The sequence below is a fragment of the Methanococcoides seepicolus genome, assembly GCF_023684405.1.
GTDB lineage: Archaea > Halobacteriota > Methanosarcinia > Methanosarcinales > Methanosarcinaceae > Methanococcoides > Methanococcoides seepicolus.
The window spans coordinates 1-16,993 of sequence record NZ_JAGSOI010000022.1; the positions used below are offsets into that span (position 1 = coordinate 1).

The 16,993-nt window shown below is 36.7% G+C and carries 13 protein-coding genes and 1 pseudogene; 10 read left to right on the forward strand and 4 right to left on the reverse strand.

Going from position 1 to position 16,993, the window contains the following annotated elements; all coding sequences use genetic code 11:
• The 3 genes from KDK67_RS06810 to artC form a co-directional block, all read right to left on the reverse strand.
• Positions 1 to 109, reverse strand: a 109-nt coding sequence (locus KDK67_RS06810) for a transposase-like zinc-binding domain-containing protein (RefSeq protein WP_420846926.1), incomplete at its 3' end; no start/stop codon positions are given.
• Between the two features lie 704 nt (positions 110 to 813).
• A complete protein-coding gene (locus KDK67_RS06815) occupies positions 814 to 1,935 on the reverse strand; it encodes a GNAT family N-acetyltransferase (protein ID WP_250868060.1) in 1,122 nt (373 codons plus the stop codon).
• 183 nt (positions 1,936 to 2,118) lie between these two features.
• Positions 2,119 to 2,973, reverse strand: a complete 855-nt coding sequence (artC, locus tag KDK67_RS06820; protein WP_250868061.1) for an archaeosortase C — start codon at positions 2,971 to 2,973, stop codon at positions 2,119 to 2,121.
• A 189-nt stretch (positions 2,974 to 3,162) separates the two neighbouring features.
• Between artC and KDK67_RS06825 the strand changes: the two genes are divergently transcribed.
• The 9 genes from KDK67_RS06825 (at position 3,163) to KDK67_RS06865 (ending at position 12,916) form a co-directional block, all read left to right on the forward strand.
• Positions 3,163 to 3,954, forward strand: a complete 792-nt coding sequence (locus tag KDK67_RS06825; protein ID WP_250868062.1) for a polysaccharide deacetylase family protein — start codon at positions 3,163 to 3,165, stop codon at positions 3,952 to 3,954.
• 25 nt (positions 3,955 to 3,979) lie between these two features.
• Complete coding sequence (locus KDK67_RS06830) at positions 3,980 to 4,993, forward strand: lipid II:glycine glycyltransferase FemX (RefSeq protein WP_250868063.1); 1,014 nt, start codon at positions 3,980 to 3,982, stop codon at positions 4,991 to 4,993.
• On the forward strand, positions 4,978 to 6,225 hold the full coding sequence (locus KDK67_RS06835; protein ID WP_250868064.1) for a DegT/DnrJ/EryC1/StrS family aminotransferase: 1,248 nt from the start codon (positions 4,978 to 4,980) through the stop codon (positions 6,223 to 6,225). Before KDK67_RS06830 ends, KDK67_RS06835 begins: the two co-directional genes overlap by 16 nt.
• A 297-nt stretch (positions 6,226 to 6,522) precedes the next feature.
• Complete coding sequence (locus KDK67_RS06840) at positions 6,523 to 6,660, forward strand: hypothetical protein (RefSeq protein ID WP_250868065.1); 138 nt, start codon at positions 6,523 to 6,525, stop codon at positions 6,658 to 6,660.
• On the forward strand, positions 6,657 to 7,694 hold the full coding sequence (locus KDK67_RS06845; protein WP_250868066.1) for a DUF354 domain-containing protein: 1,038 nt from the start codon (positions 6,657 to 6,659) through the stop codon (positions 7,692 to 7,694). Before KDK67_RS06840 ends, KDK67_RS06845 begins: the two co-directional genes overlap by 4 nt.
• Complete coding sequence (locus tag KDK67_RS06850) at positions 7,691 to 8,695, forward strand: lipid II:glycine glycyltransferase FemX (protein WP_250868067.1); 1,005 nt, start codon at positions 7,691 to 7,693, stop codon at positions 8,693 to 8,695. Before KDK67_RS06845 ends, KDK67_RS06850 begins: the two co-directional genes overlap by 4 nt.
• Before the next feature lie 177 nt (positions 8,696 to 8,872).
• Complete coding sequence (locus tag KDK67_RS06855; RefSeq protein WP_250868068.1) at positions 8,873 to 10,303, forward strand: flippase; 1,431 nt, start codon at positions 8,873 to 8,875, stop codon at positions 10,301 to 10,303.
• A gap of 214 nt (positions 10,304 to 10,517) precedes the next feature.
• Positions 10,518 to 11,414 (forward strand): glycosyltransferase family 2 protein, encoded by an 897-nt coding sequence (locus KDK67_RS06860; protein WP_250868069.1) that lies wholly within the window; start codon positions 10,518 to 10,520, stop codon positions 11,412 to 11,414.
• Positions 11,381 to 12,916 (forward strand): hypothetical protein, encoded by a 1,536-nt coding sequence (locus KDK67_RS06865; protein WP_250868070.1) that lies wholly within the window; start codon positions 11,381 to 11,383, stop codon positions 12,914 to 12,916. The genes KDK67_RS06860 and KDK67_RS06865 overlap by 34 nt, the downstream gene beginning before the upstream one ends.
• Positions 12,917 to 13,159: 243 nt before the next feature.
• Here the strand turns inward: KDK67_RS06865 and mdh are convergent.
• Positions 13,160 to 14,083: pseudogene (mdh, locus tag KDK67_RS06870) on the reverse strand (malate dehydrogenase).
• Between the two features lie 933 nt (positions 14,084 to 15,016).
• Between mdh and KDK67_RS06875 the strand changes: the two are divergent.
• Positions 15,017 to 16,576, forward strand: a complete 1,560-nt coding sequence (locus KDK67_RS06875; protein ID WP_250868071.1) for a right-handed parallel beta-helix repeat-containing protein — start codon at positions 15,017 to 15,019, stop codon at positions 16,574 to 16,576.
• The last annotated feature ends 417 nt before the right edge of the window (positions 16,577 to 16,993 follow it).

Below are 16,993 nucleotides of genomic sequence, written 5' to 3' on the forward strand. Positions count from 1 at the left end.
TAATCTCCACTGAATAGTTATACCCACAATCATGGCATTTGTAGCGTTGACGTCCATCGATTTTACCGTTCTTTTTATGATTGGAGCTCTTGCACCTGGGACAGTTCATGCATAAATATAGGTCCTAATAACATAAAAACTCTACTTAAATACCAATGCCCAAATTATTAGTACATAACCTTGACAGGTATGCCAGGGTTAGTTTTATTATTCAAATGAGGATTTCTACAGAGCCGTTATTTTAAACAACTTCTTTTATCTGTTGAAGATCAATCCATAATATTTTAATTGAAATTATTATTAATTTCTATTTATAAATTTCAGGTAACTATTCAGCCTACCCTAGTCAATCGGTCGATGTTGATTTTTGTGCAACCCGTATGCGCGCTCACCATCGGACAAGACATGTCAAAATAACAATCAGTCGCCACGATTTGACATATTGTGAATCCGAATGTGTGCATAACATGTACGCCATTAATAACTCCAACAAGGCTCATTGATGTGGTTTTGTATGGGCTGAATAGTCACAATTTCAGAAACTAATACTTATATACTTTTTATGAGTGTTTCGCTATCTACTGGTTGCATGCCTTTTTGTAGCTAGCTTATATTGATCTTGTAATTATTTGAAGTAAAAGTAACGGATAATATGTATCTGTTATTAATAAGAAATTCTTGATGTTTGATGTCAGTGAGATCAATTTCTTTATTCAAACTGTTTTTAATGTTTTCGGAAATATATTTTCATCGCTACTCAGATCAATGTATGTCAGCGGAAATCGATGTATCTTTTTTGTTTCCATACAGATTTTACAGGACTCCTCTATTTGGATCGAAAATGGAAAGCAAGAGTTCAGATTGACTGGATATTTCATTGTCTTTATCTTCAGTATTAACGAATTTATACAAGTACGGTATCTTGTTCGATCTTTTTATTTTGATCTTATTTTTCAATATTTCATTCATTTCCTCATTGATTGGCCAGAAACTCACTGCAGCAACATCATGTTTTTTTGCTAGATTTTTTGCAAAAGGGATAACTGATCGAATTATTCCCTCATCATATTTTGGGATATATATATCTTTTAATTGCATGACTTTGACATCATGCTTGTATGTTATGTCAAATACAAAGTATCCAACGAGTTCGTTGTTCTGTGAGTCTATACATTTAATAACATGCCTTCTGCCAGCAAAAGCCTTTGAGAAAAATAACCATCGTAATGTTTCTACATCTCTGTATAATGTTGTTGAGTTCTCTTTCCGATTATTATACCATAGCTCTGCAAATGATTCATTACAGTCACTACACAACGAGCAAATGAAGTTATTGCACTTTTTCGGTTTTGCTCTTTTATCTTCTATCAATTTAATAAAAGGTGAGATCAATTTTGTAGGGACTAATAGAACTTTCAGTATGGACAACTTTGGTTGGGATCTAACACTTTTTTTAATAAAAAAATCAAGCATTTTTCCATAATCGCGTACATACAAGTATTCAATGCCATCGAAAGGGATTTCAAAGTCTTCAAAACCAAATTTTTTAAAAATTCCATATGATGCTTCATTTGGACTATTATTGAGTAGTAGTTTAACATTTTTTTGCTTGGCGAACGCATGCAGTAACTGGATACCTGTAATTCCACGCATTGAAGGTTTTACATAGAATGGCATGCCTGCTAAAGCTATATCCTCTGATCCGTTGATCTGATATTTCACAGGAATATTTCCAAAGAATCCAACGATCTCACCATTTTTTTCGACAACCCAACCATATGGAATGCCTGGATCCATGCTCGGATTCTCTACCCACCATGTATATATACGATTTTTCCAAACATCAAGTGAGTCTGATTGGAAACCTTCTGCCAGGAACTCAGCAATATTTGCAAAATCTTTTTCTTCCACGTATCTTAACTTGGCCGATGACATGATCTTCATATAAATGTATGTAACATAATGATTTAATAATTTCTATATGTAATCTAAGGCAGAATCTACAATCATTACAAATCGTGGCAATGATCATAGGTGGCCATGGGGGATAATAAATTTTGCCATGGCTATTGAATTCTTGGTTTTCAGGACAAAATTTAATGTTTAACGAAAACCGATTTAGAGTTTGTTCTTATTTATGTTGTTTCCTGTTTTTAGATTCATGATGTACATTATACCACCTGCAACGATGGCAAAAATGATCCATCCTATATGTGTGTGGACCGACATCATAACCTCAGTCCCATATGAGTATGCAGCTATGTAAAGGATTATTACTCGCACAAGGTTTGCGATATAGGCAACTACAACAGCAAATCCTAGCAAATATAATGTCTTACTAAAATTCATTTTCTCTATGCGACTATAACCAGCAACAATTCCTATCAGTAGGAACATTGAATATAATCCGGAGCATGGTCCGCCTATCACTATAGTCATATCTTCAACACCACTGAGCTTCACAGCCTCAGTTGCAACTACTTCAATGGGTATTCCTGCCAGTTTAATGACAGTTACTGTTGGTAATAGAACAAAGTAATGATCAAACAGATGGAAAAACTTGATTTCTAATGCACCAAACAATGTATAGAATATCAAGTACAAAAAAGTAAATATGCCTGCTATGTATGCACCAAACTCTCCCATACGGCGAAGTTGGTGGTTGTTTATTCCAAAAGCTATGAGTGATATCCCTAAAAAGAATACCATAGTATCAAGTGTGCCAAGTTGGCTATTGGTCCTAAAGTTATAGAATATATCTGCAAAAGCAATGAAAGTACCTATGGAAATGTACAATTTTGAACTTTCTATTGTTCTGGTCTCTGTCAAACGTATGCGTGTGACCAGGGCTGCAGCAGCTAAGATCAAGAATATACCAACATACGTAGAGCCTTCGCTGAACTCTATTGTGGCTCCTGTGAACAATGAAAGTATAAGGAGTATGAGAAATACATTCTTATTTTCGTTTATCATTTATATGTTTTACTTGTCAATTAATGTATATTAAAGTACTGTTTATGCTTTGTTTAACTTTAAAGTATCTGTGCATATATAAATACTAGAAACAGCTAATTTAAAATATGAAAGCTTGATCATTCGATTTATATCGTCTGAACGGTTCAATTGTGAAATATAATATTTGTTCATTGGGGGTAAATAATTGTGAGAGATTTCACATTATCAATGTACGGACAATTCCTTGAAGCCATCACTAATACGGAGTACACCGCAACCTCCGTATGCGATTATCTCAAATACGTGCCGGATCGATGTGTAATTCTTCGCCATGACGTGGATCGTGCTGTGAAACGTTCGCTTGATATGGCACAACTTGAGCATGAATATGGCATTAGGTCTACGTATTACTTCAGACACACCGATGAAGTATTTAAGCCAGATTACATGCATGCGATTGCAGATCTGGGGCATGAAATAGGGTTCCATTATGAAGTTCTGGATAAGGCTAAGGGGGATATGAAAAAAGCCATCAATATCTTCGAAAAGGAACTGAATGAATTGAGAGACGTGGAAGAAGTAACTACGGTTTGCATGCATGGAAATCCCTTGTCTCAGTGGTTGAATCGTGATATCTGGAAGAAATACGATTTCAAGGAATTCGGGATCTTAGGTGAACCCTATCTTTCTATAGACTACAATAAGGTAATGTACCTGACTGACACTGGCAGGACCTGGGCAGATCTGAACATCCGCGTTAAGGATGTGCTGAATTCTGGTGGATCTGGAGCAAATTCCGGCTTTGTTGGAAAAATAGCCTCTACGAAAGATTTGATCGAACTTATCAAAAGTGAAGAGGTCCCGCAGTTGTGCATCCTGGCACATCCTAACAGATGGTGTGACGATACTTTTGGATGGACAAAAGAGATCCTCTTGCAGAACATCAAAAATATCGGTAAGGCTGGAATTGTCTGGTACAGGAATAGGAAGTCCTTGTGATCCTGGTGGGGATGTGTGCTGAGATATGATCGAGATCACAGATTCATTCGATAAGGTCCAGTGGGACAATTTCGTAAGCGATCACCCACATGGCAATATCTTCCAAACCACTGAGATGGTCGAGGTCTACAGACAGGCAAAGAACTACGAACCTGTATCTTTGGCTGCGGTAGATACCGTGTCTGGAGATATCTTTGCGGTAGTACAGGCAGCTGTCATATGTGAAATTCGTGGAATTGGAAGTTCGTTTTCAGCACGTTCTGTAATACATGGAGGTCCTCTTGCTTTTGAAAGTAGAGAGGGTACTGAGGCAGTTTCTGTTTTGATGGGTCAATATAATGCTTTGATGAAAAAGAAGGCAATATATACCCAGATCCGCAACATATGGGATATACAGGAATCTAAACAGATGCTGGAATCTCTGGGTTATACATATAGTGACCATCTGAACTATCTGATCGACCTTGACAGGACTGCTGATACTGTGTGGCAAAGTATTCATAAATCACGCCGAAAAGGTATCAACAGAGCAGAAAAAGCTGGTATAGAGATTAAGAAGATCGAGAATGATGCTGAATTGGTAGATTCCTATAATTTGATTGAACAAACTTATAGGAATGTTCGAATGCCTATTGCAGATATTTCTTTATTTCGGGCTGTATATAATTTATTTGCGCCAACAGGCATGGCTGATTTCTATATGGCGATTCAGGACGGGATGCCTGTAGGTACCCGGGTAGTGCTCAAATATAATGATCTGGTGTATGACTGGTATGCAGGATCAAAAAAAGAGGTGGAGTATGTGGACGAAGCGCTTGTCTGGTGTGTTCTCAAAGAAAATGCTGGTACATATAAGACATTTGACTTTGGTGGTGCAGGTCATCCGAGCAAACCATATGGTGTAAGGGAATTCAAAAGACGTTTTGGCGGAAAGGAAGTGAATTTCGGTAGGTATGAGAAAACACATGACAAGTTCAAGAATAGAATTGCTGAAGTTGGGTATGGTATATACAAGAAATTGAAATGTGGGCAATTCTAACATCGATATGTACTTATAAAATTGACCTAAAACCAATATTAAAAATGAATTCGATTAAACCCAACCCCAGATTAATTCCCAGATTTAACATTGACTATTATACTGGGGATTTCCTATCATCAATGTTACATCTAGATAAGAGATCAGATGTTGGCGAGATAGCAAATCTATTTGCAGATGTATCCATCAATTACACAAATAGCGGTCGCACTTCCCTTTATATCATTTTAAAAGCTCTGAATTTGCCTGAGAACTCAAACATTGGTGTTTCTTTATATACGTGCCCAAGTGACTTCGATGCGATAATACATGCTGGGCATAATCCAGTATTTATTGACATTGAGCCTGATAATTATACTCTTGATCCACAAGATCTGAATAAAAAAATAGATGATCTTGCTGCTGTTGTTGTAGTCCATGCCTTAGGTCGTCCTGCTGACCTTGAGGGGATATTGAAGGTTGCAGGGGACAAGCCGGTGATCGAGGACTGTGCTCATGCATTGTTGAGCAGGTACAAAGGGAGGCTTGTTGGAACAATTGCAACTGCTGGATTTTTTAGTTTCAGAACTGGGAAATATATTTCCGCAGGTGAAGGTGGAATGATCACTACTAAGGATCTTCAACTTGCATCAAATATAGGGGATGAGATTGAAAAGCTACCCCTTCTTCCAATTACTGACGAGATCAAGCATGCAACAATAACGTATGCACGCTCACTACTGTATCACAGACCTTGGTTTGGATTGTTTTCTTTGCCACTTGGTAGTAGGATCGAAGAAAAGATTGATATTATGAACAAACGCTCATTTAGTAAAACAAAGATCAGGAACACGGATCTTCATGTTATTACAAAAAAAATAAAGGATTTTCAGGGAAAAGTGGATAAAACTAGGAATAATTCCCTTTATTTAATAGAGCAACTAAAAGATCTTGATCTAATACTTCCAGTTGAGCGTTCGGAAACCTACTGTAATTATTTCCTTTTTCCAATACAGCTTAAAAACATTTCTGTGAGGGACAACTTGAGCGAAGCGCTCAGAAAAGCAGGATTTGATACGATCATGCTGTTTAGTGCGACACCAGAAATAGCAAAATTGAGTTATGGATATGAGGGGGATTGCCCTGCTACTGAAAATGTAGCAAAGAGGCTACTTGTTATGCCTAACCATTATACCTTGGGGAAAAAAGAACTTGATAATATATGTAAGATCATAAAAATTTGTATTCGATGAGATTTGTTTTCAATAATATGAAAAACGATTGCTCCGAGATTTCCTATTAAATAGTTTAGGATCATATTGTTAAGAGCATGTAATTGCCATGTTGGGGATAACGTATATATTAGAGGGAATAAACAATTATATACAATCTGCTTGATTGAGTTCATCTTGTTGTATGGTAGGGGTTACGTATAACCAGGTGTTATCTTTGTAGCTACCTCAGGCCCATTTTTGTCAAAAATTGGACCATCTATAAAAGCTATAAAGAGCAAGATCATATATTAGGTAACCTTAAAATAGGGGGCAATTATGCTGCCAAATCTATCAATTAGAACTGGGTATGTAGTTGGTGCGGTGCTGGTTGGTGCGGGGTTAGCTGCTGCAAAAGATATTGATCATTATATTATTGTAACAGGTGTTCCTGCAAAGAAGGTGGAAGCGAATTGAATGTATTATTGGATATTGGTCATCCTAAAGATGTAAATGTGTTCAGTAATGTGATTCGATTACTTCAGGAGAGGGGACATAAAATTAAAATCTTTGCACGGGCTAAAGAAAGCACCAGGAAAATGCTGGAAGAGAATGGTTTTGAATATAAACTCTGCAAACATTATAAGACAATGCCGGGCAAAGCTTTTGGTGTTCTTGCTAATGATCTACTTTTGTACAAAATGGCAAGACAGTTCAAACCTGATATTTTTGTAAGCCCGGGTTCTCCTTATTCAGCACATGTTAGCAGATTGATGGGGAAGCCGCATCTGGCATTTTCAGATACTGAAATAGCAGGGCTGGTCACAAAACTTGCCTTTCCATTTACAGATAGGATCTACACGTCGACGTCGTTCTATCTGGACCTTGGACCAAAACAGACACGTTTCAGAGGCTATTATGAGTTAGCATACCTTCACCCCAAATATTTTAAACCTGATGAGAATGTGTTGACTAAATATGGTTTAAAAGCAGGATATATATTGGTTCGTCTATCTGCTCTCTCCTCACATCATGATCTACATGCAAAAGGTTTTAATTTCAAGGCGGAAAAAGAATTAAAAGAATATATCTCTGTGCTTGAAAAGTATGGAAAAGTGATTATCTCCTCTGAGCTCTCAGATTGGCAAACAATTAAGGATTATCAGCTTGAAATTGACCCCAAAGACCTGCATAATATAATCTATCATGCTTCACTGTGCATTAGTGAAGGTGCAACTATGGCTTCGGAAGCCGCTGTACTTGGAGTACCTTCGATTTATGTTTCCAATAATCAAAGGGGTTATCTTAACGAGCTTGAGCAAAAATATGGACTTGTTTATACGATTCCTGATAAGGGTCTGGCACTGAAAGAAGCGATTGAGATACTGGGGAATGGATCAAAAAAAGATGGATGGAGATCAAAAAAAGATGAAATGTTAAGCGACACTATAGACGTTGTCGATTTTATTGTTGATACCATTGAGTTTCATGACCAAAAGGGAGTTCAATGACAGAATTTAGCATAATAAAACCAGAAAAGGACATGCTAAATAAGTTTGTCTCTAAAAACAAGTATGCTACTATTTTCCAAACAGGTCACATGCTTGATATCTATCATGGTGTGCCTGATTGTGAACCACTGGCTTTGGCGGTAGTTGATGATAACGATGAAATTCTGGCATCGTTGGTAAGCATCAAATTTACAGAAATAAGTGAAATTGGTTACCTTTCTTCCCACATAACGATTCGCGATGCTCCCCTCTGGGTAAATAGCGAATGTGGTAAAAGTGCAGCCCTTGCACTCATTAACAAGCATGATAAAATTACTAAAAGAGGATCCCTTTATAATCGAATATATTCAAACTCTAATGCTGCCATGTCAGATTTATTATGCTCATGTGATTATAATTACGAGGATAATTTAAATTTCTTAATTGACTTGAACCGAACTGAGGAGGAGTTATGGAGTTCATTGGGAAAAAAGAAACGTAATGGTATTAGACAAGCTCAAAAAAATAATTTGGTGATCAAGGAAGTAGAAAATTACGATGAGTTAAAAAGTTTTTATAACCTTTTGTCAGAAACTTCAGAAACTGCCAAGATACCAGTTAAAGATTTTAAGTTATTCTATAACGTCTATAACATACTAGTACCAAAAGGATTGTCTAAGATCTATCTGGCAATTTACGATGGTTTACCAATCGCTGGAATACTTACGCTTAATTATAATAATACCATTTATGATTGGTATGCGTGTTCATCACGTAAATACTTGCATCTGCATCCTAATGAATATTTAGTCTGGAATATACTATCATGGGGTGCTAAGAACGGTTACTCTACTTTTGATTTTGGAGGAGCTGGCAGTCCGAAAGTAAAGTATACTGTCCGAAATTTCAAAAAACAATTTGGAGGGACATTAGTAAACTATGGTACATATACAAAAATAAATAAACCCCTTACTTTCAAGGTGTGCAAAAAGTGTTATGAATTATATTGTAAAATATTATAATGTTCTTCTTTAATATCGTATGTGCTAGTTATTTTTTTGTAGAAGGACTTACCAACGTTTGCGAATATCTTGAAAAGCTTACCTATCATAATTTGGACATTGGGTGAACTATTGTCATTCCGGGTCCCAATTCAGTAATTTAGAACCACGATCATTAATTAGAGAATAGGTGAAATATTGAGCACAGTTGATAAGGTAGCCAAAAATACAGGGGTCCTGCTGGTGGGGAATCTGCTTTTCAGGTTGATCTCTTTAGTTGTTGTAATATATCTCGCAAAATACTTGGGGGTCGATGAGTTTGGGAAATACAATTTTGTGTTTGCCTACATTGCATTTTTTGGCATAGTTATTGATTTTGGCCTCAGTGAAATACTTGTGCGAGAGATGTCAAGAGATACTGAAAGCATGGCAAAGATGCTTGGAAATGCATATATTATTAAAATAATACTCTCTGTATTTTCTATTCTTCTGTCAATATCACTCATATCATTGATGGATTATCCGGTAGACACGACCACATACGTGTATCTGATATCATTCACATTGCTGTTCATCTCATTTAGCGATAACTGCCGTTCGGTGTATCAAACCACACTGAAAATGGAATACGACATAATAGCAAAACTTATATCTAAAATAGTTTCTGCTTCTCTTATCTTCTTCATAATTGCTATGCATGGCACCTTATATCAGTTAATGCTTGTATTCCTATTTTCAGAGGTATTGAAAGCCTTGTTAAATTATTTTTTTGTGAAAAGATTTGTTAGGGTCAAGTTCGAGATCGATCTCACATTGTGGAAACATTTGTTCAAAGAAGCTCTTCCAATAGCATTCTCCAGTGTGTTCCTCATAATATACCATCGGATAGATGTACTGATGCTTTCCATTATGATTGGTGATAATGCCGTAGGCCTGTATTCGGCTGCATATAAATTATGCGAACCATTAGGTTTGGTCCCATATGCAATTGTCATCTCATTATTTCCTGTTATGTCAAGAGCATTTACAAGTTCAAAGGACACTTTGATAAAATACTATGAGATGGGTTTCAAGTTCCTTGTAATACTTATGCTGCCAATTACAGTGGGAACTGCTCTTATCGCTGATCGGATCATACTCCTTATTTATGATCAATCCTTTGCGGGTTCAATAGTTGCACTCGAAATACTAATATGGTCGGTTTTCCTCGTATCTGTGAATTTATCTTTAACGAGTCTGTTAACATCAATTAATAAGCAAGGATTGAACACTTTGAGTATGGGTGTCTGTGTTGTGGCAAATATCTTACTCAATTACTTGGTAATCCCTAAGTATAGCTATTATGGAGCAAGTATCACAACGGTCGTAACAGAATTGATATTATTATTTATGAGTCTTTATTTTGTTTCCACAAATTTAGTCACTCCAGGGATATTCAGGATATTCGTTAAGCCCATGCTGGCGTGCTTGCTAATGGCTATGCCTGTTTATTATCTGAATAATTTTGTAAGTATCAACCTGTTTTTAATAGTGATCTCAGGAGCACTTACTTATGGGGTGGCTTTAGTAGTGCTACGAATATTTTCAAGTGAGGAAACCAAAACTATAAGAAGGGTTTTGAAGATATAATTATAATCGGAACAAGTCTTATTGCAACAATGGGGATTATTGCATTAATGACTGTCTGGACACTCGAGGAAACAATGATCCTGCGATCATCAATGAAATTTTGTTGGTGAAGAAGGGTGGAGTGTATGTCTATGATCTATGGCTGAAACCTGTGTTGCTAAGGGAATTCGAATGTATATGGCTTTTAGTTTATAAGGATAAATGACATATGAGTATGAGAACATATATTTTGGTGACGCCTTGTAAAGACGAAGAATACAGTTTGCCAAAACTTGCAGAGTCGGTGATCAACCAGAAGATGAAACCAGAGTTATGGGTAATAGTCGATGATGGTAGCACGGATAAAACTCCTCAAATATTACAAGAACTTACCATGTCTCATGACTGGATAAGATCCGTACGACTGGATGAAACTCCAAGAGATCTGGGGATCCACGTTGCACATGTTTATCGCGTGGGTTTCGACCATGCACTGGAATATTGTGATAACAACAATATCTCATATGATCATGTCGGGGTCGCGGATTCAGATGTTGTACTTGACGATAATTATTTTGAATATCTAATGAATGAGCTTGAAATGAATCCTAAACTTGGTATCTGTAGTGGTCGTATCGGCTCTACTGTTAATGGCAAAATACTGTGGGATAGGGATCGTGAAGATCTGCCAACAGGTGGTGCCAGGTTATGGAATAAAAAATGCTTTGAAGAGACGGGTGGATATCTTTTAACCTGTAGCCCTGACAGCATTGCGATTGTAAAAGCTAAACTTAGGGGATGGGAAACAAAAAAGTTCGATGACGTAAAAATGATATCTTTAAGACCATTCGCAGGTGCTGAAGGTCAATGGATCGGATACAAAAAAATGGGTTCCAACAATTATCATATCGGATTTACACCGTTGCATATTTTACTAAAAGGGGTAAAACTTTTATGGAGCAAAGATGATTTTCATAAAAATGGCGTGGGCATACCTTATATGCTAGGCTACTTCACAGAGTATCTTAAAAGGGCACCCAGAATTGATGACAAAGAAGTGATCGATTATTATCGGAATACCAGACTGAAGGAGATATTATGTTTAAAGATAATCCACCGAAAAACAAGGTGACAATTTTTGCACTCCTTATAGTGCTGAATATAGTGATAAGGATCCCTTCTATATCCCATGAAAAAGGGAGCGATTCTTTTTTTGTTCATTCCCTTGCCAACTCGATCACGATGTATGGGCAGGCCAACTGGTGGGAAAGTTGGCTTTCCATCTTTGGTTTATACCCATTGTCATATGCAAGTGGGATTCCGTATTTCTTGTCTGGCATTTCCCAACTTGCAAATATTGATATGGAAATCACGATTTTAGTTTTCTCTTTAGTATTGGGTATTTTTAGCTTATTTACCTCTTATTTACTTGGAAATATGATCTATCCAGATTCGATCTTTAAATATGTATTTGCTTTTCTTTTTTCAGTGTCCCAGGGGGTATTGATCTTTACTACATGGGAGGTCAGTACAAGAGGTCCTTTTATTGCACTATTTCCTTTGTTCTTATATTTGCTATTGAAATTTTCGCAAGGTTCAAGGCTAAAAATAGGTACGCTGTTACTGATGTTATTAATTTTACTATTTAGCATTCATAAGTTCTCTTATTTTGCAGCATTATCTCTTGGATTGATGGTATTTTTGTTATTGACCCGAAATAGAATAAGAATACCTTCCAATATTCAGACAATAGGTTACACTGCATTGTTTTTCTTCTTCATGCTACTTCCATTTTTCAAAAGAAGCCTAGTACCTTTTGCAGGTTCCAGGTATGATTGGATACTGGAAATATTCATAGTTCAAGTAAGGCATGTGGGACCATTGACCCTATTAGTTTTTGGTGGCTTGGTTTACATGCTGTTGAAACAGCCTAAGAGAAAAGAAGAGGCGTTCATTCTATTGTTATGCGCATTTCTTTTACCAATTATATATTCTGATATCTATGGGCATTTTGTTTATCTGATCTTCTCAATATTTTTGGTTAGCATTGCTCTAACTAATATTCTTAATGTGCCATCCAAACATTTTAAAACATTCGCAATATTATTACTTATTTGTTCGGTATCATTTTCGGGCTTTTATAATCACTGGCGTACTGGAGAATCGGCGGAAGAATGGGTGATGGATGACAAAACATATGTTTCTGCAAAATGGGCCAATCAATATATTGATGATACAGCTGGAGCTTTCGGGAACGGTGATAGAACGATGCGTCGGTTTATGGCCATATCAGATGGAAGTCCAAGGGTACTTTTAGATTCGATATCAGCTCTCACGTATGGATTTGTGAATTTTTCTGAAATTGATGTACAAAAGAGGTCTCCATTATCCACTTCATATTATTTTGACAATCCTTATTTTGCGGGAGATTTTCATTCAACAGATGGAAATGTCAACTGGATCTTGATACAGGAAAATATAGATTACAGATCCTCCAGAGAGATATACAGCAAATATGATATTTCTTACCTTATAATGGACACTAAATATCCTGAACCTGTATTTGAATCAGTATATGAGAAAAAAATAAGTGTCTATGATAATAGTAGGATCAAAATATGGATAATCGACTAATTATCCTATAAATCTCTTTTTAGTTTTCTATTTTTGAATATATTCAAGTGCAGCATATACAGGAAACATCAGCAAAGCGGAAATTATGATCAGCTCGATCAACTATTAATTCAACTTCCTTTGGTTGAACCTGGAAATCATGTGTATCTAATATGTCGAAATCAGGAATTTATATGCATAATCCTATAAAAATAGTATTCGATAGAAAGGGATTGAAAGATATGTGATGCATATCCTTGTACATTACAGTTTTAACTTTGCTATCCCTTCACGCACAGACTTAGCCGATCTTGAAAATGCCTGTTGCTGGTTTTCTGTCAATTCAAGTTCGATGACCTCTTCCACGCCGTTCTTACCTAATATCACAGGTACCCCTAGATATAGATCGCTCTCGTTGTATTCTCCTTGCAAATAAGCGGCTGCAGGAATAACTCGCTTTTGATCTTTCATTACGGCTTCTACCATTGTGGCAATGGATGCTGCCGGGGTATAGAAAGAACTGCCTGTCTTAAGATATTCAACAATTTCAGTTCCAGCGTTGATGGTGCGCTGTATCAGCCTGGAAATCGTTTATTCTGGAAGCATTTTTGATATCGGAACTCCTGATACTGTGGTATATTGTGGCAATGCTACGAGGGAATCACCATGTCCTCCAAGTACAAGTGCAGAAACATCCTGTACTGAAATTCCAAGTTCCATTGCAATGAATGCTGCAAAACGACTTGAATCAAGTACTCCACTCATTCCAAATACTCAGTCAGGTTCCAGTCCTGTATATTTCTGTGTGGCATAGGTCATTACGTCAAGTGAATTGGAGGCCGTTATAACTATGGCTTCAGGTGCATATTCCGAGATATTTTCAGATACATCTCTTATGATATTTGCATTTATCTTCATCAGGTCGTCATGTATCATTCCCTTTTTCCGGGCAATTCCTGCGGTAATGATAACAACATCAGAATCCGCAATGTCAGCGTAATTGGTCGTGCCCAGTATGTCCACATTGTATCCCAGAACAGGGGCGGCCTGTAGAATATCAAGTGCTTTCCCTTCGGGCAGACCCTTGACAACATCGGTCATAACAATGTTCCCGAGCTCAAGTTCGGCAAGACGCTGAACAGTGGTAGAGCCAACGTTACCTGATCCTATGACTGCTATTTTCTTCATTTGTAACTACCTCCGAATGATCGGACGTATTCGATGATCAATCCATTACAATCTAAGTTTGATTTTCAATACTAGTATATGTGCGCTTAGTCTGTTTGAGTCGAGCAAAATGCAAATCAAATTAAGAACAATGGCATAGTTCCAAATTTGACATTATTGAATTCGCAGGTCCAATACCTACCTCTTGAAATTATCGTGGAAAAAGGCAATATGAAACCTTGGGGGTGTGGTCGGACTGGGGTATTTGTGGTGCTATTATGATCGGGTTTATTGTATAGCTATTCATATGGCTGGTATGATATGAATTTGAGAGTTTAAAATATGTCAAAAAATTCATCGAGATTTTCTAATCGAAAACCTCTATCAAAAAATATATTTCGAATTTGACATTTATCGTGGAAACCGCCAGGGGAAAATCAAAACAGTAAATTTAAGCCAACTTTAGTTATATATGAGTTGATTTTTGGTCATAAATAAACAATTTAATAACAAAGAATGTATATTTATTACTGCGGTCAAGCTTCTTCTCTTAATAGATATTTCGGGTGAATGATGTTGTTTTTATGAATATGGAATATAACTCTTAATATATCTAAACATTTAAAAATAATTTTTTAATAGAAACCTTTTTATTAAATAAATGGGGTACGCTATTCATCGATTCAATTTGAGATAATAGTCGAAAATTATATTTCAAAAGCTATTAATTTATGGATGATACAAAAACCATTATATTGTTTACCAACATTTTTTTATGAGTTGTAAGTAGATGAAAATCGCCTGATTATGGATACTTTTGTCTTTTTGGGGGTTATTATGAAAAGATATAACAAACCTGTATTTTGTTCAGAAATATTATGTTTTCGATCAATACAAAATATCAATACAGTAAAATCTCTTTCAATAAATGTATTTTGTATTATTCTTATATTGTTGGCTTTATCCACTACGGCAAGTGCGAATGACTACTATGTTGCCACGTGGGGTGACGATGCTCACACAGGTCTAACGCACGAACAATCTGTAAGGTCCCTGGATCATGCTCTATCCTTAATGGGTACAGGTGATACTTTATACATGTCTGACGGAACCTGGTATGGAGAAGTATTGGATTTTGTGGGGCATGATCTGGGGGGCACGTCTGGCAATCCTGTAACAGTAAAAGCATATGATGGAAACCCAACCCTAAGCAACGGTCCCTCGCAAGCAAATATGATCGATACATCTTATCAAGACTGGATTACGATAAATGGGATAACTGTTACCAACGGTTATCAAGGGTATCATGCTGCATGGAATAGTCACCTTGTTATCCAAAATAGTACTTTTTCGAACATGCGTATGGATGGAATTAATTTCTGGAGGCAGGTAAGTGATACCTTAGTAGAGAATACTGTTGTTACCAATTGTGGTGAACATGGCATTCACTATTATAACCAGTTGGATGAAGAGATAATGTATAACCATGTTATCAGGAACAATGATATCTCTAACTCTGGCCATAATCTGATCGATCTTCATACAAGGATAAGTAATGTAATAGTTGAGAACAATGAACTCTATTTCACATATGATTATTCAGGTCTGGAACAGGTTGGACTCTATTTACATAATGGTGATACTGACAACATAACAATACGCAACAACTACTTCCATGATCAGCCAAGACCTCTGGAAATTTTTAACTCAGAAGATGTCGTTATAGAATATAACAAATTCGAGGATATAAGTGGTAGGGCATTAATGTTGTCCTCATTTAGCGACGAATCTTATGAAAAGAATGCTCGTGTTTTCAATATATATTTTAGAAACAATGTTATAGACAATGCTGACTATGGTGTCATGTTCTGGGGTGAGGATTCGATATACCAGAATATCTACTTTATCAATAATACTTTATTGAATATAGGATATTCTGATTTCTATATCCATAGTGGTACTTTTAAAAATCCAATAATACTTGAAGATAATTTGCCACGTGAGCAAAGTAAAACATTCACGTTCCGCGTTTATCCGAGTGAGGCTATCTCTTTAATTGATTCTTCCAATGCCATTATGGTCAGTGATGATGAATCTATTACCGTATGTGACGTTGATGCTTCATCGATCAAGGTTGAATCTATTGATGCCTATTTGACCATAAACACGTATCCGATATATGCCCATCCGACTACGGGGCATGTGAATGTAGAAGTGTACAAATATGATACATCTCTTCCACAAGGCGAGATCCTCGTGGATTTCACTGCTAAATCAACCGATGGGGGGAGTGTGGTGTTTACTGTTGATGACCTGCAACCAAATCACTGTTATGACATCAAAATGGATGGTGTTGATCTTACTTCAAAACAGGCAGATCCTTCGGGTCAGATCCAGTTCACAAGTTCAGAGTGGTCAAGGGAACATTCTTTCTCTGTACAAGAAACTACCTATTCCTCATATTTTTCAACGACCGCCGATGCTGGCTCAGACAGTTATATCGTTCTTGGCTAGACAGCATCTTTTGATGGTTCGAGTTCCTATGATGACGGCGGCATCATATCTGATATATGGAATTTTGACTCTGACAGTGGACTTCAGCAAGATACCACTGGTATGGTGTTGCAGCATAGCTATGAAGAAGCAGGAACCTGCACAATGGTTCCTACTAATATAAATACTAATCACGAGACTAACTCTTATGCGATCATTGGGGAAGAAAGTTATGTCGGCCATGTTCCGTTCATATTCTGTCTGGTTTGTGGTCAAATTTCTCCAAACAATGGTCATACTAATTATAACTATGTCCACAATTCTGTTTTATTATTTACAAATGAATAATTTATTAAGGGAATTACATGATGGATCTCAAAAACGAAATTTATTCCGAGAAAACAAAACATAGCTTTTTACAAGGCACGAAGAATTCTA

Excerpts from the sequence above, each read along its gene's own strand:
- KDK67_RS06815 (WP_250868060.1), bottom strand. The coding sequence starts at position 1,935 with ATGTCATCGGCCAAGTTAAGATACGTGGAAGAAAAAGATTTTGCAAAT.
- artC (WP_250868061.1), bottom strand. The coding sequence starts at position 2,973 with ATGATAAACGAAAATAAGAATGTATTTCTCATACTCCTTATACTTTCA.
- KDK67_RS06830 (WP_250868063.1), top strand. The coding sequence starts at position 3,980 with ATGATCGAGATCACAGATTCATTCGATAAGGTCCAGTGGGACAATTTC.
- KDK67_RS06835 (WP_250868064.1), top strand. The coding sequence starts at position 4,978 with ATGTGGGCAATTCTAACATCGATATGTACTTATAAAATTGACCTAAAA.
- KDK67_RS06840 (WP_250868065.1), top strand. The coding sequence starts at position 6,523 with ATGCTGCCAAATCTATCAATTAGAACTGGGTATGTAGTTGGTGCGGTG.
- KDK67_RS06850 (WP_250868067.1), top strand. The coding sequence starts at position 7,691 with ATGACAGAATTTAGCATAATAAAACCAGAAAAGGACATGCTAAATAAG.
- KDK67_RS06860 (WP_250868069.1), top strand. The coding sequence starts at position 10,518 with ATGAGAACATATATTTTGGTGACGCCTTGTAAAGACGAAGAATACAGT.
- KDK67_RS06865 (WP_250868070.1), top strand. The coding sequence starts at position 11,381 with ATGTTTAAAGATAATCCACCGAAAAACAAGGTGACAATTTTTGCACTC.